We start from the raw sequence: 19444 nt of genomic DNA on the forward strand, positions 1-19444 counted from the left end.
GCGAATCCCATTACGGGGGTGGAGGTCAATCGATCGTTGGTTCAGCTCTTGGTCAGCAATTGGGCGACGGTTTGGCCGAATAGCTTTGCGGAGCTGTCGTCTTCGCCGGTGATGATTTTGCCATCGACGACGACGTCATCGGCGGAGGTCCTCGGGTCGCCGATGGATCGAGCCGGTGATAGCCTGGCTCCGTTGACTTCCGCGTTCCAACGTGACAACGGCTGATCTCTGCGACCGTTGTAAGTGCCCGCCGGACTCTGACGTGGTGAACCGACGGCGCGTTTGCCGTTAAGAACGCTTTTGCCATCGACTCGCGACCAAGCCAAGACGGAGACGCCATGACAGAGGGCGCCGACGTATTTGTCTTGGTCGACGAATTCATTGATCAGCCGGTTGACTGCGGCTTTGGTGCGTGAGTCGCCATTGTAAGCTTGGTTGGCGTACGATCCCGTGAAAGCGAATTGGTACATCGACGATCCCCAACCACCAGAAAACAAGATGGCGTCGTAACGCGACGGGTCCACATCGCCGATTGCCAAGTCGGGCATCACGCTGCCGTCGCCTTGCTGGCCGGAGTTGGCGTGTGGCCGACAAATCTGTTTCCGTGCGGCAGCCACCTCGACGGTGATGCCTGCACGCTCCAACTCCGCGCGTGGATCACCGTATTCGCGATAAAAGAAATCTTGGTTGGCGATCACCAGCAACACTCGCTTTCCCGTGGCGGGTGTTCTGCCGGACGTTGAACGATTTGCAACCGCAGAGCTGGTGGCCACAGAGTTGTTGGCCGCAGAGTTCACAGTGTCTGAGTCACGTGTTCGCATGGGTGGCGATGTCGGTATGTTGTTCGCGGCCAAGCGTTGCTCGCTGACCGGTCGGACATCGATGCTGTGAAACGTGGTCGCCGCTGAGTAGGCACCGATGCCAAGCGATGCTTGATCGGGCATCCTCCAGACATCGGGTACGGACAGATCAGAGCCGTCGGTTGGATGCTGTGCGATCAGCCTGTCATCGAGGAAAGCTCGAACGTGACCCTTGCGGACTTCCACACGCATCTCGTAGCGGCGGCCGTTTTCCAAGGTCTGGTTGTCCACACGGGTCGGATTGTTCTGTATGGATTGCCCATTGATCATCTGCAGCCCTGCGAGATGCTGGCCCCAGGCATCGACTTCGAACGTTGCCTGTCCACGACCGACGACGAACATCAGGGCAACTGAGTGGACACCGCTGGTGCGTGTGAAGGAAACACGAAAGTCGTATTCGGTGCTGGGGCGATATGGCAAAGTGATCCGTGATCCGGCTGTCGCGTCGGTCGTGATCGCCTCAGCGGACCTTTGCCAGTTGCCCGCGACGGAACCGTTTGAGATGTCAACGGTCTTGATCAAGTCGATCCAATTCGCGGACTTGTCTTCAGCGGCGACGCGGCTGGCGAGCCCGTGCATCATGCATAAACACGTGATCGGGACCAGTGCGTAAAGTGATCTCGTAAGACTCACGGTGCGACCTCTGTTTCGGGAGCTTGGATCTCTTGCCGAAAAACCTCCAGTTTCATGTTCCGAAAGCGGACTTCCGTCTTGCCGCCGCTGTGCAATTGGAACGCAATGATTCCTCGTGCAGCACCTTTGGGGTCGTTGAGGTCGACACAGAGATTGCCGTTGATGAAAGTACGGATGTGATTGCGCTCGGCGATCACTTCGTATTTGTTCCAATCGCCGAGTTTGACGTGTTGCTCACCGGACTTGTCCCACAGCAACGCGCGACCGTGTTCCTCGTAGAGCTTGCCCCACCAGCCGGCCCCGATGTCCGCTTGGTACCCGGAGACTTCGCCGTCGTGAGCCTTGCTACGGAATTGAATCCCGCTGTTGCCCGCGTTATCCACCAATTTGACTTCGACGGTCAAATGAAAGTTGTCCGCTGACAAATCGCTGACGATCCATTCATTGTGCTTGAGCCCGTCGGTGCGGCCGACCAGCTCACCGTTTTCTACCGACCACAGTTCGTCATCGCCTGACCAACCGGTCAAGTCCTTGCCGTTAAAGAACGAGGAGGCATTTTCGGGAGTCGCCAGCATGGGCGATTGTTCTTGACCTCGCAGGTAAGCGACCAGGGACCGAATCTCGTGCGGCAAAAACTGCTTGAGTTGGTCTTCGGGCATCATCGATTTGTCGCTCAACGAGCGTTCTTCGATTTCATCGATCGGGATGACCACCAAAGCGTCCGTGGTCTGCAGGGTCACCGAGTTCTTGTCTTCTGCTTTGACCAATCCGCTGACGATGCGACCGTTGACGGTCAAGATGATCGTCGGCTGGTATTCTTTGGCCATCACGCTGCTGGGATCGACGATGTTGCTCAGCAAGTAATCGAGATTGGAGCGGTTGGAGCCTGTCAAATCCGGACCGACATGGAATCCGGTGCCGTAGAGTTGGTGGCAATTCATGCAGGTCTTGGCAAACACGGCGCGTCCGAGGTCGACGTTGGGTTGGGGATGATCGGTCGACTCGATCAATGACTTGTATTCCGCGATCAGCGTGAGCTTGTCTGCGGCTGATTCACGAACGGTGCCCCAAACGCTTTCGAGGGCGGCGTCGATGTTTTTGTCCTTGAGGAACTGGAGTTGACGAACCAGATCAGCGGTCAGATCCGTGCTGAGGACCTGCTTGCCCGCGATGGCGTCGAGCAGTTGATTTCCGGAGCTGACTCGGGCGCTCAGCGTCGACAACGCCAGCCGTTTTTGCGTCGCGGTCAAATCGGCATAGGCGGCCAGGATTGCTTGACCGATCGAGTCGTCATCGTACTGGGCCAGTCCACGCAGAGCTGCTTCTCGCAAGGGTGCGTCGGCGGTCAGCAAACCTTTCAATGTGGGAACGAGTCCGGCGTCGTTGGCGTCCAATAGCGATTGCAGCGCGATCAGGCGTTCTTCGATCGGTGACGTTTGTCTCGTTACCTGGTCTCGCATTGCTTGGAGAGCTGATTGGTCATCAAAGGTCACGCCCAAGGCGACGGCCTGCAGGCGAACGTCGCCGTTATCGCTGTTGATCAGTTTCTTGGCGACGCTCGACCAGCCTGTCGGCGCGTTGACCTTTCGCTGACCCTTCAACGCCGAGCGGATGGCTTTCAAGTAAGTCAACTGCACCTCGGATGATTTAGCATCACCGAGGCCATGGACCAGAACGGCCAGGGAAGACCCGCTGTCGCTGCTGCCGATGCGTCGCAGCATGAACTCGCGGAGCAGCGGGATCTGCTCGCCCGCCGACATGGCCAAAGCCAACGCGCGTGTCGGGTCGACATCCGCGAGCGGTTCGGCAGCGTACCAATACATCAACGGCAAGTTGTGATCCGATGCGTCTTCGCCATGCGAGGTCAATGATTCCAGGATCTGCCAACGTGAGTTCAGTGGCAGCAATTGAGTTGCCGAGGTCACGTACAAACGCACCACGGGTGACGGGTCGTCCTTGGCCATCTCCGCCAACTGTGTCAGTTGAGCAGGCGCCGGATTGTTCTTGGTCGACTGCATCATGAGCTGGACCGCCCAGCCACGAACGTAGGGGCTGGCGTCGGCGAGCATTTGCTTTGTCAAATCGCCGTCCAACGCACCGATCACGTGCAGAGCCCAAGCGGCACGGAGTCGTCGGGTGTCGTCGGCGTGAGTGGTGGCGATGTTGGTCAAGGCCGCGATGGCGGCGGGTTCGATCGCACGACTCGCCGCACGTTCTTGGAGCAGTCGTCGGCTGTGTCGGACGTACCAGTCGTTCGGATTGAGTGCATGCTCGGCGAGTTCCCTGTCGGTCGCTTTTGCCAAGTCCACCGCCTGGAATGACGGTGTGTCGCCGTAGTTGATTTTGTAGATCCGACCGTTACTGCGATCGTGCACGTTTACGTCGCCTCGGTGACAAGCTTGCATGTCGTACCAGTCGATCATCCAAGCGTTGCCATCGGGTCCATATCTCAGATTCAGGATTTGCGAAGCATTGTCGCCGGTCAATAAAAAGTCTGGGCCGTGCGATCCCACGTACCCCGATCCGCGAGGATTCAAGATATCGACGTTCAAACGTTGTCCGTGAATGTTGTTCATGAACAGTTGATTGCGATACTGGGCGGGCCATCGATCGCCCAGATAGATCATCGCTCCCGAGTGCGCGTGACCGCCACCGGCGGAGTCGGACTTGCTGTTGCCGCCGTGTGGTGTGGCACCCAGGTAGTGCAGGTGGTCAGCGATCGTGACGATGTCGCGATAGGTGTGCGGGTTGAAGTGTTGTCCGCCCTGACGTTGATAACGTGCGCCCTGAATGATGTGATACAGGTGAGGGATGACGCAGGCCGTGATGAAAGCTTGGCCGTGATCGTTGAAGTCGACGCCCCAGGGATTGCTGGTTCCATGCGCAAAGACTTCGAACTCATGCTCGGTGGGATGGTATCGCCAGACACAGCAATTCAGGGGCACGCGTTCCGCGTCGGGGGTTCCTGGTTTGCCGACACGAGAGTGGGTGAACACCCCATGACATCCGTAGAGCCAGCCGTCGGGTCCCCAGATAAAGGCGTTGAGCGTTTCGTGTGTGTCCTGTAGTCCCCAGCCATCGAGCAGGATTTGTGGTTCCGAGTCGGGCACGTCGTCGCCGTCACGATCGGGAATGAACATCAGATAGGGTGCCGCGCCGACCCAGACGCCACCAAAGCCGACTTCCATGCCGCTGATCAAGTTCAGGCCTTCTGCAAACACGGTTCGCTTGTCCAGCGTTCCGTTTCCATCGGTGTCTTCAAAGATCAGAATGCGGTCGCGACCCTTGTCTCCTTTTGCACGCACCGGGTACTCGTAGGCTTCGGCAATCCAGACGCGGCCGCGATCATCCAGCGCCATCGCGATCGGCTGCTTGACCTCGGGCTCGGCTGCGCCGACGGTGACCGTAAAACCCTCGGGCAGCTTCATCGCCGCGGCGGCTTGTTGGGCATCGAGCCCCGAGTGGGGATACTCATCCGGTGTCAGGACCACCATCGCGGGCGTCGGTGGTGCTGGGCGACTGGCGTGGAGTCGAAAGTCGTCGAAATTGATGTGTCCCCAATGGCCTTTGTTTTCGTCGACGATTCGGATCACGACTTCTTTGCCCAAGTGACCGCGTAGATCAACGATCACGCGTCGCATCGTTTCGTCATTCGTCCCACTGACTTGAAAGAACGGTTTGTCGCTACCTTTGCGGATCAGCTCGACGCGCGTGCTGGGATGCTCTCCGCCGTTGGTCAGAAACGATGCGTAAGGTTGTGAGGCGATGAACGGTGCCGACGTCAACACACCAGTTCGCTCGTCACCGAAAAGCTCATAGCCGCCGATCCAGTAGTCACCCGCGTGATTGCTCTTCATATCGCTGCGACGTTTGTTGACCGTGTCGCCTTTGATCGGTTGGCCAGCGAACAGATCGCCGTCGGCGGTCCAATCATCGAGCGTTCCGTTTTCGAAACCGAAGTTCAAAACGCGACCATCGCTTGATTTAGGAAACTCACCCGGGACAGTTTTTTCCGCGACGGCTTTCTTGGTCGGCGGAGGTCCGGCAACGAACTGTCCATCGGATTTCTTGATCCGCAGATAGTCGATCGCGAACATGTACGACTTGGCGGCTTGAGGGTTGGTGCCGACGATTTGAGCGGTCAGCGTGTGTTTGTTGCCGACGACCGAGAGTTTTGGAAAGGACAAGACGCCGGTGGTGATGACCTCTGGGTCATACAAATCGATCGGCTGGCCGAGTGGCTTGTCGTCCAACGCCAGTTGCACCACGCCGTAATCTTTGGCGCAGGTCAGGACGATCTCCAAGTCGACCACGCCGGTGAAGGGAGGCAGCTCCAGCGTCAGCGTGTCGGCCGGTTTTGCTCCGGTCCACCAGAGTTGTGACTTGCCGCTCCATTTGTCGGCGCTGAACTTGGACATGTCCTGTGGCTTCGCCGAGCCGCCGGTGGTCTTGGCGGTCAGCGATTCGCCTTCGATGGCCCCCTCGACGCGGTTTGTTTTCGCATTGATGTCGGACTTGGGGCCACGGATTGCTCTGGCATCGGTGACCTTTGGCAGTTGGGGACCCTGATAGATTGTGGGTTGGGCAGCCTGCCATTCTTCTTTGCTGACCTTTTGGGTTTGGTGAATCAAGACGTGAGCGCCCTTCATTCCACCGACGACCATGTCGGGCAATCCGTCGGCATTGACATCGGTCACCGAGAGTTGTCGACCGATCCCGGCTTCGCCATCGGCCTTGTAAGGAATCCAGTCGACGCCATCGGCGTCGCGGACCAGTTTGAACCAGTAGACCACGGCACCCGCATCCCACATCGGGCTTTGTTTGTGGTGGGACCAGTAGGTTTTGCCTGTCACGATGTCTTTGAGTCCGTCGCCGTCCATGTCGGCCAACGCGACCGAATGGAGTTCGCTGAACAGGACGCCGTATTTGTTTTCTGACGGATGCGATCCCATGATGAGGTGTCGTTTGAAAGTCACGTCGCGTCCGTCGGCGACTTGCTCGTACCACGACAGACCGAAGTCGTGTGCCGCGTCGCTGGTGATGACGTCGTTGTCGCCGTCACCGTCCACATCGTAGGCGTACATTTCGGCGCCGCCGTAAGCTGTCGACAACTTGGCCGCATGAGGCATCCAGCGTGATGTCGTCGGATCGGATTTGGGTTGTTCGTACCAACCGGCGGAGTGAATGATGTCTTGTCTGCCGTCACCATTGATGTCGCCGATTCCCAGTCCGTGGCCGAACTTAGTTGCCGTGACTTTTTCGGAGATCGGATGGAACTGCCAGGTTCCCAAGGGATCGTCGCGGTTGATGGTCGCGAAACCAAAGAAGCCATCGCGGGTGCACACCAACTCGGGCTGTTCATCGCCGATCAAATTGACCAGTTGCGGTGACTCGTTGGATACCCAATCGAATACTTGGTGCTTGGGCCAATGAGCGTTCCAGCCGTCTTGTTTGGGGTTTTCGTAAACGTAGGCCGGTGTGCTGGGAAAGCCGACCACAAACACGTCGTTCCAACCATCGTGATTGAAGTCGTGCACCCAAGAAAAGAAATTGTCGGCGTAGCCGTTCACGTTTTGAGGCACCGGTGCATAGAGCTCATGCTTGGTCTGATAGTCGGGGCCGGCGTACCAGTAAGGTCCATACACGAGATCGGCGACACCGTCCCCGTTGAGATCGCCTGCATTGGCACCTTCGGAGTAATAGACGTCCGTCAGTTGCTTGCGTTCAAAGGAATGCAATGTGTGGTCCTGGGAGATCCCCCAGTGGTCTGCCAGCAAGAGAATCACAACACACAGGCTGCCGAGTCGGGAAGTGGGGAGGATCATTTTCATGAGAGGGGGCTGCAGTACGTTCGGTGAAACGAGAGATGCGGAGGGACACCCAGTCTAATCCCTGGACAAAGCCCGATGGGGGCCGTTGTTTTTGATTTGGCGATTCCCCGGGTCGGATCGGTAGGTGGGAGTCCCCGTATCGTCGCTCGGCTTTCCGAGCCGTTGGCGTGCCCCGCCAAACGTTAAACCAACGCCGAACGCGGATCACCGCGCACGTTTCTTTCGAAGGAGCGCCGCCGAACGACTTGGCCACCGCGTCTTGCGTTTGCACGCTGTCTGACGCGGATACCTACATCGCTTCGGATTCGCTATCGATTTGGAAAATCGAGCGACTTTTGTCGCTCGGCCCTCCGAGCCGTTAGCGTGCCCCGCCATACGCTGAGCCAACGCCGAACGCGGATCACCGCGCACGTTTCTTTCGAAGGAGCGCCGCCGGACGAATTGGCCACCGCGTCTTGCGTTTGCACGCTGTCTGACGCGGATACCTAAAACGCTTCGGATTCGCTATCGATTTGGAAAATCGAGCGACTTTTGTCGCTCGGCTCTCCGAGCCGTTGGCGTGCCCCGCCAAACGTTAAACCAACGCCGAACGCGGATCACCGCGCACGTTTCTTTCGAAGGAGCGCCGCCGGACGAATTGGCCACCGCGTCTTGTGTTTGCACGCTGTCTGACGCGGACACCTAAAACGCTTCGGATTCGCTATCGATTTGGAAAATCGAGCGACTTTTGTCGCTCGGCTCTCCGTGCCGTTAGCGTGCCCCGCCAAACGTTAAACCAACGCCGAACGCGGATCACCGCGCACGTTTCTTTCGAAGGAGCGCCGCCGAACGACTTGGCCACCGCGTCTTGTGTTTGCACGCTGTCTGACGCGGATACCTACATCGCTTCGGATTCGCTATCGATTTGGAAAATCGAGCGACTTTTGTCGCTCGGCTCTCCGAGCCGTTAGCGTGCCCCGCCAAACGTTAAACCAACGCCGAACGCGGATCACCACGCAAGTTTCTTTCGAAGGAGCGCCGCCGGACGACTTGGCCACCGCGTCTTGTGTTTGCACGCTGTCTGATGCGGATACCTAAAACGCTTCGGATTCGCTATCGATTTGGAAAGTCGAGCGACTTTTGTCGCTCGGCTCTCCGAGCCGTTAGCGTGCCCCGCCAAACGTTAAACCAACGCCGAACGCGGATCACCGCGCACGTTTCTTTCGAAGGAGCGCCGCCGGACGAATTGGCCACCGCGTCTTGTGTTTGCACGCTGTCTGACGCGGATACCTACATCGCTTCGGATTCGCTATCGATTTGGAAAATCGAGCGACTTTTGTCGCTCGGCTCTCCGAGCCGTTGGCGTGCCCCGCCAAACGTTAAACCAACGCCGAACGCGGATCACCGCGCACGTTTCTTTCGAAGGAGCGCCGCCGGACGACTTGGCCACCGCGTCTTGTGTTTGCACGCTGTCTGACGCGGATACCTAAAACGCTTCGGATTCGCTATCGATTTGGAAAGTCGAGCGACTTTTGTCGCTCGGCTCTCCGAGCCGTTGGCGTGCCCCGCCAAACGTTAAACCAACGCCGAACGCGGATCACCACGCACGTTTCTTTCGAAGGAGCGCCGCCGAACGACTTGGCCACCGCGTCTTGTGTTTGCACGCTGTCTGACGCGGATACCTAAAACGCTTCGGATTCGCTATCGATTTGGAAAGTCGAGCGACTTTTGTCGCTCGGCTCTCCGAGCCGTTGGCGTGCCCCGCCAAACGTTAAACCAACGCCGAACGCGGATCACCGCGCACGTTTCTTTCGAAGGAGCGCCGCCGGACGAATTGGCCACCGCGTCTTGTGTTTGCACGCTGTCTGACGCGGATACCTACATCGCTTCGGATTCGCTATCGATTTGGAAAATCGAGCGACTTTTGTCGCTCGGCTCTCCGAGCCGTTGGCGTGCCCCGCCAAACGTTAAACCAACGCCGAACGCGGATCACCACGCAAGTTTCTTTCGAAGGAGCGCCGCCGGACGACTTGGCCACCGCGTCTTGTGTTTGCACGCTGTCTGACGCGGAGTCCTACATCGCTTCGGATTCGCTATCGATTTGGAAAATCGAGCGACAATGGTTCCTACGGCTTGGCGATGTGGCGGTACTGGCCGCCGTTTTGTTTCGCGATTCGCTTCATCCGGCTTTCCCCTTCGCGGCTGTGGTACCCGATCGTGTGAACGATGCTGATCGGGCCGTCGTCGCCGAACAAGTTGTCCTGTCGATTGATTTCCTGTAGCAGGTCCTCGATGCCTTGCGGAAACTCGCCATCGGACAACAGAAAGATCACGTCGGGTCGCAGTTCGATCGCGAACTTCAGCGGATCATAGGGTGCTCTGCCTCGATCCTTCTTGATCGTCATTGCCCAACGCTCCAAAGCTTGCTTGTTCTCCGGCGACGCTTTCAAGCTGCGAGTTTCATCTTCACTGGCGTTGGTCAATCGCATGTAGTCAGGTTCGATGTCAAAGAACACGACGTAGAAACGTTGGTCAGGTTTAAGCTGAGAAATGGAGTGCAGCAACTCGCTACGAGCGCTTTCAAATGCGCTGCCCATGCTGCTACTGCTGTCGACGAGATAGACGAAGTGATTGCCGCCGCCTTCGACGCCACAGAACTGCATCGTCGATTCCGAGTCGGACTTCATCGACATCGCCGCCGCGCTGGCGGACGAGCTGGCGAGCATTGATTGCATCGGCGGTGCGGGCGGGCCGACGATTTCGCTGGGTTTGAACTCCGTGATCGCCATCTGTCCGACTTCGCTGATCTCGTACTGTGTCTCGCTGGGCGTCGGCTCTGAAACTTCAGGCTGGATTTCTTCCGTTTCAATCGCGAACGTTTCCATCACGGGTTCGTCAGGTTCGGTCGCCGACGCGGTCAAGGCGACTTGGTCCTTGGGCGCGGGGTTGGACAAAGTGAACGCGGCGGCGAGCAAGAGGATCCCGATGTGTGCGATCAAGCTGGCCATCCAAGCGGCCGGTCGTGGTTTCTTGCGAGGTTCATCCGACGATTCCTCCAAGTCGACGGACAGAGATTCTGAATCCGCAATAGGCTTCGGCCCGTGCTTCGTGTGATCTGACGAAGCAGAATCTGAACGTGTGGCAAAATCGAACGAAAGGGTTGTCGGACGAGCGGCAACTGGTTTGCTGACAACTGGTTTGCTGTCGACCGGTTTCGGCTCGTCGTTGGTTTCAAGTTTGTCCGGCTGGATGTCAACATCGGGATCGTTGACCGGATCCGTGGCAATGCCCAACGCCGCCATCCGCGGTCGTCTGATTGGTTGGGGTGAATCTTGGCGAACGTGGATTTCAGATGGAGTGGTTGCGGACCGACCATGGTTTTCATCGCGGTCAGCGCGCGACTCAGCGGGAGCGCGGCGGTCATGGCTTTTTGTTTTCTCGCTCGTTGCCGTCCGGATCGAGTCCCAGCTGTCGAAACGTGGTGATGGCGAGAGAGACGGTGCTTCGCCAGTGAGTTCTGTTGGAGTGAAAGGACTCGGAGCAGAGGGAGCGACAGCAGTTTTCGCCGACGGCGTGTACTGCTCTGCCATCGCGCTGAGCACCTTTGCCAAAGTCTGGCGGGTCAGGATGGGCTCCGCCGCTGTTTCACTGGAGGGCTGCGGCGATTTGGGAGCAGGCGGCACCTGCGTTTCGGCCTGATGGATCGCCCGCAACTCTGCCGACTGCGATTCCGTTGATGGGGGAGTCGTTTCGGACGTGGAGGGGGGCAGGAACTGGCGAATCAGCAGTTCCAGTTCGGCCGCTCGGGCTTCCAGCCGGGCGACTTTCGCCTCATTGCGAGTCTTGACCAGCTCCAGCTCAAGGGATCTTAGCCGCTGCAGGTCGCTCAAGGCCGGTTCGTTCTGACGTGCCGCGTCGTCCATACCATTGATCACCGACAGCCATTATTCCCTCTACTGGGAGCCCTGGTTATGGGCGGCTTGCCGACATTTACCCCCATCGCGTGACAAATTGAATGCCACGGTTATGGGGCGTTGAGCCCACAATTGCAAGCAACTTTTTGGAATTTAACGTTTCGAAATCGTTGTCTTCCACGAGCAATTTGGCTGTTTTTCGCATGATGTTCGACCAACCCACGGCGGATCGCCGATACCAGCGACGGGGATCGCGGGGATGATTGCCCAAACAATCGTTGGCACATCTGCCTAACCTGCCCCGTTAGCCCTTCCAAACGAAGTCTCATTGGGCTATCTTTCGCGATTCCTCGCGGCAGGAAGCTGCGTTCAAAAACCATCCCAACGAACACTGAACGAGATCATGGGAAACAAGATCAAAACCCATAAAGGGATCAAAAAGCGTTTTCGTCTGTCCGCAACGGGCAAGGCGATGCACCGCCAAAGTGGTACCAGTCACTTGGCACAAGGTCTCACCAAGAAACGTCGACGCAACCTGCGTGGCACGACCTCCCTTGACACCTGCATGGAAAAATCCATTCAAGCGTCGCTGAACGGTCACAGCTACTAAGTCGCAATCGCGTTTCCCCAACGTTACTCCGCCGCTGTTGGCGGTCTTTTTCCACTCCCAATTGGCTAGGTAAAACGCCGGCAATCCCATTTCGCCGGGGCCTGAGTCAACCATCCCAAAAGGATCGCACCGATGCGTGCACCCAAAGGCGCCGCCCGTCGGCAATCAAAGAAACGTCTTTTCAAACGAGCCAAGGGCTTTCGCGGCGGACGCGGAAAGCTGACCCGGACCGTCAAGGAAACACTGGCACGTAGCGGCGCGTACGCGTTCCGTGACCGTCGCGTCAAGAAACGCGATTTCCGTCGCCTGTGGATCATCCGGATCAACGCCGCCACTCGCGCCCATGGACTTCGCTACAGCGAGTTCATCAACGGGCTCAAGAAAGCCGGAATCGAGCTGGATCGTAAGACCCTCTCCGAAATGGCCATTCACGACGAAGCCGGCTTTACCGCGGTCGTTGAGAAGGTCAAAGAAGCGTTGGCCGCCTGATCGGCAAAGCCCCCGCTTGCGAGATACGCTCTCATGTCACTCCAGGATTTCCTGAATTCGCTCGACTCGCTGCAAAGCGAGGCGCTTGCCGCATTGGATTCTGCCAGCGATGCCGAATCATTTGAGGCCGCGCGTGTGCAGTTTGCCGGGCAGAAAAAAGGCGCCCTGCGCGACATTCAAAAGCAAATGGGCAGCGTTGCGGGCGAAGACCGCAAGGCTGCCGGGATGCGTCTCAACGAAGTCAAAAAGTCGATCGAGGACGCCGTCGAGGTAGCTCAGCGACGATTGACGGGCAAGGACTCCTCGGGCGCCGATTCGATGTTCGATCCGACCCTGCCGGGCATCCGACCGATCGTCGGACATATCCATCCGATCACGCAAACCATCACGCACTTGACCGAGATCATGGGGCGGATGGGTTTCGAGGCCGCGGAAGGCCCAGAGGTCGAAGACCCTTGGCACAATTTCGTCGCGCTGAACATCCCCGACGACCACCCGGCACGCGACCCGCTGGATAATTTTTATCTGGCAACCGCTCAGGCGGCCGCCCGTGGCGAAGAAGGTACGCGTCTGCTGCGAAGTCAAACCAGCACCGTCCAGATCCGCGTGATGGAAGAAACGCAACCGCCGATTCGGGTCATTTCGCTCGGTCGGGTGTATCGACCAGACGATCCCGACGCGACGCACTTTCCGATGTTTCATCAAATGGAAGGCTTGTTGGTCGACGCGAACGTCACCATGGCCAACCTGAAAACCGTGTTGCGAGTGTTCGCGGCGAACTACTTGGGTGACGACGTCGAGATCCGCTTTCGCCCGTCGTTCTTTCCGTTTACCGAACCGAGTGTCGAAGTCGACTTTCTGTGGGACGGAACTTGGATCGAGTTCGGCGGTGCAGGAATGGTCGACCCCAACGTGTTCACGGCAGTCGGTTACGATCCCGAGAAAGTCTCCGGATTCGCATTCGGCCTCGGCGTCGAACGGCTGTGCATGCGTCGTCACGGGATCAAAGATATCCGCGATCTGTACAGCGGCGACCTGCGATTCCTCAGCCAGTTTTGATCGGCTGAGAATCACTCGCTGTCCGCTACATCGGAATCGTCGATCGGCTTCACCGCCCGCGTTCTGCTATCCGCTCTCCGTCAGCCCTCAATCAAACGCTAAACGTCAGCAAGTATCATGCTCGTCTCATGGAAATGGTTGTCCCGCTACGTTGACCTGCCATCGGATCGCGTGCAGCTCGAACAACGACTCGCGCTCAGTGGACTCAACCACGAATCAACCGAAGCGATCGGTGACGATTTTCGCATCGACCTGGAGGTCACCAGCAACCGTGGCGACTGCCTCGGTCACATTGGCGTCGCTCGCGAAATCAGCGTGCTGTATCAAACGCCTCTGCGGACACCCGAGCCGACGCTCAAGCCATCGGCGACTCATGTCGATCAGTTGTTGAGTGTTGACAATCAGTACATCGACGCTTGTCCACGCTACACCGCGCGAGTCATTCAGGGTGTCAAAATCGGCTCCAGCCCGGATTGGATCGTGGCGGCACTCAAAGCGGTCAACATCGGGATCGTCAACAATGTCGTCGACATTACCAATTATGTGATGATGGAATGCGGTCAACCGCTGCACGCATTCGATCACGCCAAGATCAACGACCAGAAAATCATCGTGCGACCGGCACGCTCGGGCGAAACGATCACGGCGATCGATCATCACGAGTACGCCCTGGACGAATCCATGTGCGTGATCGCAGACGCCAAAGTCGCAACAGCGGTTGCCGGAGTGATGGGCGGTGCCGATTCCGAGATCGACGAAAACACCACGGACATCGTGTTGGAGGCCGCTGATTTCACGCCGCTGATCGTGCGCCGAGCCGCGCGGTCGCTGAAGTTGCACAGTCCGTCATCGTTCCGTTTCGAGCGACGCGTCGATCCGGCTCGAATCGATTGGGCCAGCCGCCGTGCTTGTGAGCTGATCTGCGAAATCGCCGGCGGCCAAGTTGCCGACGGCGTGATCGACACCGCGCCGGAGTTGCCGCCGCGCACACCGGTTGTTTTGCGATTGAGTCAACTAAAACGGATCTTGGGAATCGAGATTCCCCCGGAGACGGTCTCGCGAATTCTCACCGACCTGGGCTGCACACCGGGCGACGCACCGGGCGAGTACCTCCCGCCGACTTGGCGACACGACCTGACTCGCGAGCCGGACTTGATCGAAGAAGTCGCGCGGATCCACGGCTACGACAAGATCCCCGAAGACGCGCCGATCCCCGTTGCACCGAGCAGCAAGCGTGTGTTCGATTCCGCGATGGAACGAGCCCGCGGCGTGATGACCGCAGCAGGACTCAGCGAAGCCATGACGCCCAGCGTGGTCACCGTCAATCTGGACGAATCACTCAGCCCCTGGACCGATCGACCCGCCCTGCAAACGCAAACCGCGATGCTCAAGGGTGCGAAGTCACTACGTCGAACACTGATCCCCAGCTTGCTGCAAGCGCGTGCGAACAATTGGGCTTGGGCGTCCATCGCCGCCAACCTGTTCGAGATCGCCCACATTTACTTGCCCGGCAAAACCTCAGAGGACCTGCCCGAGGAACTCTACACCTTGGCAATCGTTTCCGGCCAAGATTTCTTTGTCGTCAAAGGCGTCATCGAAAAACTGCTGCAAAGCATGGGGATTCACCAAACACTCTCGGTCCAGCCGGTCGAGCGTCCCGGCTTCATCCCCGGCCAAATCGTGCAACTGGCTCTTCAAGGAGACGCTGAGAACACCATCGGTTACCTCGGCACCGTCGCGCCGAAAACTCTCAAACGATGGAAACTCCCCGAGCCGGTTTGTGTCGCCGAGCTATCGCTGCCCGCATTGATTCAGCGATCTCAATTGGTGCCGCAGCAACAGCTCGTCAGCATGTTCCCCACTGTCCAGCGAGACTTGAATTTCATCATGAGCGAGTCGGTGCGTTGGAGCGAACTGGAGTCGGTGGTCCGATCCGCCGTCGGCACGCAATTGTCTGACGTTGCTTATCGCGAAACCTATCGCGACGCAGAGCGTGACGGCAAAGATCGCAAGCGGGTGCTACTGAGTGTGGAACTGCAGAAAGACGACGGTACTCTCAGCGGTGATGAAGCCGACGCGTTGATCCAAAGCATCATCGGTGCGTGCAAAGACAAGCTGTCCGCCGAGCTGTTGAGCTGACCGATGGCCATCCAAGTCACCGCGTACTGTACTCATCGCAACCCACCCGAAATCACGTTTCCTCTGGACGCGATTTTGACTCGCGACCGCAGTGACCCCGGTTTGGTCAGCCATCTGGAAGACGTCATCGGCTACATCATGCAAGACGGCCAGCGAGAGATGACCGCGTCGCTCTACGGCGTCTTTCGTCATCTGCAACGTTGTCAGGTGCAGTATCAGTTCACCGTGGAGGGCGAGAACATCGAAGCGGTCGCGCCCTGGGCTTGGAAAGCCAACGCGATCGTGATGTTGCCCGACGGAGCCTTGCGTGATCCCAACGGCGCGGTCTTGATCGATCCGGATACCGGCTTACCGGATGATGAAGCGCAGATTCCGTTCTTGCCAGAAGCCCGACAGCGGAAAGCACAAAGCGAGGTCTTGCTACGCAACAGGTTGATCGAATTGCCTGACGCGTTGCCTCCGGTCGTGTGTGAACACGAAGTCGTTTTGAAATCGGCAGACGATGTCGCGTGGCGTGCGATCGCGTTGTTCATCGTCGCGGTACGCGCAGAATCGATTGCGTCGGGCAAACCGATCGACCCGGCGCGTCTGCAGGAGAAGTCGCCGCTTGCCTTTCAAGCCTTCACGCCGGCCGAGAAAGAGTTTGTGTTTTCCACCACTCCTGATCCGCAAACCGTCATCAACTTTGCGTGGCGGTACGAAGCACTCTTTGTGTTGCAGTGGGCGCTCGGATTGCATCCGCAATTGCCTTTTCCCAATGAAATCTGCGATGTCCCCTTGGTCGCCCAAACCATGATGACTCAAAGCAATCGAGATCTGATACAGAACGCGAAACTGCGAGCGGTGTCCGAGATCTTAGATGCGTTGGATCAGAATTATCGTCTTTTGTGGGCGGCGCGAGACGCGAGCGGCCGACAAGTCGACCCGCCATCCCAAATCGACGGCGGCGTGATCAGCGAACGTCAACACGCCTTGAACTGGATCACCGGTTTCGAAGACGCCCCCTGGGACGACGTCGACATCCCGTCGTGAGTTGGCAGGATATACAGCACGCAAACTGATTTGAATTCTAGGAACAAGTATTTGTCGATGTGCAATCAGAGCAAGTCAGCTAAGGTGACGCTCGGTAGCGTCCAACAAATCGAAAAATCGGCTCTCCTTGTGATCCATCGCTCTGCGTCAACTCTTCCATAAAAAACACCTTGACATCAACAACCGACGAGTCATGTGACTCATTCCATCGGTCACCAAAGTACTTGCACATCGCATCATTCAAGCGATCGGAATTCCTGCCCCAAACTGCCTGGGCATAGGACCTTCAATAGCGATTCTTCATATGCGTTCTCAGGTTGTGCGGTTTTTCAAGGATGACAGTGTTATTTGTCCACAGATCAATCTCCGAATCATTATCCAACTTGGCAGCCAAGATAATCCAGCGATCAGATATCATCGGCGACGGGGCAAACATCTTCCATCTTTGACCAAGCCCCAAAATCAACTCAAGCCTAGAAATTTCTGCTGGGTACCGATCGGGCAACCAAATCGTGCGAATGTTCCCGCCAACAACGAGGAGCATTGAAACCACTAAGATGCAACGCTGCAAAAGTGTGATGTGCTTAGAATCGTCTGCAAATGAGAGTGGCTGAACGCAGAACAATGTTCCCCATGAATTGTCAGGAATAAGCGGGATCCAAGCAATGCACATCACGATTGAAAAATTCCACAGACTCAATGTCAATCCAATTCCAATGTGGAAGCTCCAAAACACAAGTACAAGGATTCTTCGCAGGTTTCCACGGCATACGGGCACAAAGATTAGAAAGGCTCCGATTCGCTCTATAGCCAGGGTTGCTACTGTAAGAGCCGTTGTCAGTGTTGACTGTTTGCTGAGCCAACTTCCGAAAGGTGACGTAATGTGCTCTAACAACAACGAATCTCTTACTGCTGTGAAATCAGTTGTCCAGGCAGTTCCTGATTTTGTCATGCCATTCGAGAAGTAGATCAAGAAGAGCTGCATCAAGAAGGCACCAGAAGCCAACTTTGACAGACGTTGAGTACCATCAAGTGGGAGAAATATTGCCCAGAAGAAAAGCAGACGCAGGACGCTATCTCCTCCATTGATGGTAAATGGACAACGGCAATGAAGTGAAAGATAGAGAACAAAGAGTGCAACAGCACTGGCTCGAGGATAATAGCCAATAGCAAACGCGATGCTAATTGCCGCCATTATTAGCAGCATAGAATACGCGAACGCAACAGACCCTCCGCATAGCCAGACAGAGACGCTGGCAAGGTCATGTGCCTCACTTTCAAGAAGCACCGATCGAGGCAGTACGCTTTCATCCGAACAGAATGCCGTGATCGATGAAATCCGTGACAATAGATCGCAGCAAGAGAATAAACCCAACGCAATTCGAAAGACGATCAACGATCTTTGGCTGATGTCAAGTGGACTTATCATTTACGCCACCGGATTGACACGACGGGATTCTCCTCACTCTCTTGCTGGAGATTCGACCTCGTTACTCACTTTTGTCACTGAGGCCACTCGCTCCTGCCTCATTCGGATCTAGCAGTTTTCGGAACTCATCAGCTTGATCGATCATCGAAAAATCGAATACGGACTCTGTGAGCGGCTGATTCACTGACACCCAATGAAATCGCTGGTCTCGTTGGACCATTACGTCCATGAAATTCTCTTTCAGAAAAGCACGAATCTTTTCTGCCCGGTTCTCACCATCAATCTGCTCGACTTGTTTGATCAGGTCGTCAGGCGGGAGACGACCTTGGCGATCCAAGTATTCACCAACGACTTTCTCGGGCAGAAAAATTCCCTTATGTGACTCCCAAACGATCTCGTCTCTTCCAAGTATCGTCGTTTCAGTGTTCTGAGGAGACCTCCTTCTCCATTGAACTTCGACTGGCATCAATGAGTCCTTAGAGAAACTCCACCGAAAGCCAGAATCGTTGTCAAAGAATGCCTGTAGAACAACGTTCTCGCCTTCCTGGGCGATTGCCGATACGTCGGTTGCGGTTCGAGGATAGACATCAATCAGGTTTGCCATATCTTCTGTCCATGTTCGAGTGCTCCCCCAACCTAACTTCATGAAAAGCAAGACGCGAAAATCAGGTACGGTATGATTGTCAAAAACCACTCGAAAATCCTGAACTTCTCGTGGCGGCAGATGGCGTTCAGGTGTGTCGAAGGTTCGGAACTTGCCCTCTTTAACGATGAATCCCGTCTCAATGGACTGCTTGTAAGGACGATCTCCAAGCGACTCTTTCACTGATGTCTTGGCGTACACAAAGCGGTTGGCGTCCCAATCAAAGATGAGACGTTCGTACGTCGTTCTTGTGAAACCGGCAACAATCGCCGGCTCTCTGATTTCGTCCGTGCGAACCAAGACATCGAACTGCTTCAACGGCAACCAGTTGGTGCCTTGCGCTTGCAAGAATGAGTCCAACTCCTCGCGAACGTCTCCGTAGGCGGCCGTGGGGGCGTGTGCGGCGTAGATCAAAAAAGCCAATAGGAATGCAGCGTCGACATAGAGCTTTCCCATTGTGTTCCATGAAGCGTTTAACATGTTTTGCATTTTGACGATCTGTATTTACGTGTTTCTGAATGTGACGTCCAACAGCACGCCTCAATCCTGTTCGCTGACACACTGAACTGTTGCACCCGAACTGAAGCTTGACTGACCAAACGAAGTGTGATCGGCAACGGAAACAGGCCCTCTAAGGATGCGGTTCTTATCAACGGGACATCGGGCACCGAGGTAGATGCCCAAGACTGGATCATACATATCCTGGCAGTCGACACCGTTGCATCCATACGAGCTTAAACCCGTAAGTTGTGTGCAAGTGGCTTGGCCTGTCGTGTAGCAGGTCTGACCACTTGCGATTGAAGTTCCCAGAAAGAAAAGGGTGCCC

10 protein-coding genes are annotated in these 19444 nt (G+C 56.6%); 5 read left to right on the forward strand and 5 right to left on the reverse strand.

The features are described from left to right. Window positions 1–41: 41 nt before the first annotated feature. From Pla52nx_RS00230 to Pla52nx_RS00240, 3 genes are all read right to left on the reverse strand, one after another. A complete protein-coding gene (locus tag Pla52nx_RS00230) occupies window positions 42–1493 on the reverse strand; it encodes a DJ-1/PfpI family protein (protein WP_231742843.1) in 1452 nt (483 codons plus the stop codon). Beyond that, window positions 1490–7324, reverse strand: a complete 5835-nt coding sequence (locus Pla52nx_RS00235) for a PVC-type heme-binding CxxCH protein (RefSeq protein WP_231742844.1) — start codon at window positions 7322–7324, stop codon at window positions 1490–1492. The genes Pla52nx_RS00230 and Pla52nx_RS00235 overlap by 4 nt, the downstream gene beginning before the upstream one ends. A 2105-nt stretch (window positions 7325–9429) precedes the next feature. Then, the gene (locus Pla52nx_RS00240) at window positions 9430–11226 is read right to left on the reverse strand and encodes a vWA domain-containing protein (RefSeq protein WP_146523656.1); all 1797 of its coding nucleotides are present in this window, start codon (window positions 11224–11226) and stop codon (window positions 9430–9432) included. 394 nt (window positions 11227–11620) lie between these two features. On the opposite strand from Pla52nx_RS00240, the gene rpmI reads away from it, so the two are divergent. The 5 genes from rpmI (at window position 11621) to Pla52nx_RS00265 (ending at window position 16546) form a co-directional block, all read left to right on the forward strand. Further along, window positions 11621–11827 (forward strand): 50S ribosomal protein L35, encoded by a 207-nt coding sequence (rpmI, locus tag Pla52nx_RS00245; protein ID WP_146523657.1) that lies wholly within the window; start codon window positions 11621–11623, stop codon window positions 11825–11827. A gap of 132 nt (window positions 11828–11959) precedes the next feature. Continuing rightward, window positions 11960–12316, forward strand: a complete 357-nt coding sequence (gene rplT / locus Pla52nx_RS00250; RefSeq protein ID WP_146523658.1) for a 50S ribosomal protein L20 — start codon at window positions 11960–11962, stop codon at window positions 12314–12316. A 33-nt stretch (window positions 12317–12349) separates the two neighbouring features. After that, the gene (gene pheS / locus Pla52nx_RS00255; RefSeq protein ID WP_146523659.1) at window positions 12350–13375 is read left to right on the forward strand and encodes a phenylalanine--tRNA ligase subunit alpha; all 1026 of its coding nucleotides are present in this window, start codon (window positions 12350–12352) and stop codon (window positions 13373–13375) included. 117 nt (window positions 13376–13492) lie between these two features. Further along, window positions 13493–15514, forward strand: a complete 2022-nt coding sequence (gene pheT, locus Pla52nx_RS00260; RefSeq protein WP_146523660.1) for a phenylalanine--tRNA ligase subunit beta — start codon at window positions 13493–13495, stop codon at window positions 15512–15514. Between the two features lie 3 nt (window positions 15515–15517). Continuing rightward, window positions 15518–16546, forward strand: a complete 1029-nt coding sequence (locus Pla52nx_RS00265) for a DUF4272 domain-containing protein (RefSeq protein WP_146523661.1) — start codon at window positions 15518–15520, stop codon at window positions 16544–16546. A gap of 286 nt (window positions 16547–16832) precedes the next feature. Here Pla52nx_RS00265 and Pla52nx_RS00270 read toward each other — a convergent pair whose 3' ends face one another. Further along, window positions 16833–17741, reverse strand: coding sequence for a hypothetical protein (locus Pla52nx_RS00270; RefSeq protein ID WP_146523662.1), 909 nt, complete (start codon window positions 17739–17741; stop codon window positions 16833–16835). A 295-nt stretch (window positions 17742–18036) separates the two neighbouring features. Next, window positions 18037–19098, reverse strand: coding sequence for a hypothetical protein (locus tag Pla52nx_RS00275; protein WP_197455143.1), 1062 nt, complete (start codon window positions 19096–19098; stop codon window positions 18037–18039). Between the last annotated feature and the right edge of the window lie 346 nt (window positions 19099–19444).

Origin of the sequence: Stieleria varia (assembly GCF_038443385.1) — a bacterium.
Lineage (GTDB): Bacteria > Planctomycetota > Planctomycetia > Pirellulales > Pirellulaceae > Stieleria > Stieleria varia.

Coding starts and splice junctions, on each gene's coding strand:
- Pla52nx_RS00235 (WP_231742844.1), bottom strand. CDS start 7,324: ATGAAAATGATCCTCCCCACTTCCCGACTCGGCAGCCTGTGTGTTGTG.
- Pla52nx_RS00240 (WP_146523656.1), bottom strand. CDS start 11,226: ATGGACGACGCGGCACGTCAGAACGAACCGGCCTTGAGCGACCTGCAG.
- rpmI (WP_146523657.1), top strand. CDS start 11,621: ATGGGAAACAAGATCAAAACCCATAAAGGGATCAAAAAGCGTTTTCGT.
- rplT (WP_146523658.1), top strand. CDS start 11,960: ATGCGTGCACCCAAAGGCGCCGCCCGTCGGCAATCAAAGAAACGTCTT.
- pheS (WP_146523659.1), top strand. CDS start 12,350: ATGTCACTCCAGGATTTCCTGAATTCGCTCGACTCGCTGCAAAGCGAG.
- pheT (WP_146523660.1), top strand. CDS start 13,493: ATGCTCGTCTCATGGAAATGGTTGTCCCGCTACGTTGACCTGCCATCG.
- Pla52nx_RS00265 (WP_146523661.1), top strand. CDS start 15,518: ATGGCCATCCAAGTCACCGCGTACTGTACTCATCGCAACCCACCCGAA.
- Pla52nx_RS00270 (WP_146523662.1), bottom strand. CDS start 17,741: ATGGCGGCAATTAGCATCGCGTTTGCTATTGGCTATTATCCTCGAGCC.
- Pla52nx_RS00275 (WP_197455143.1), bottom strand. CDS start 19,098: ATGTTAAACGCTTCATGGAACACAATGGGAAAGCTCTATGTCGACGCT.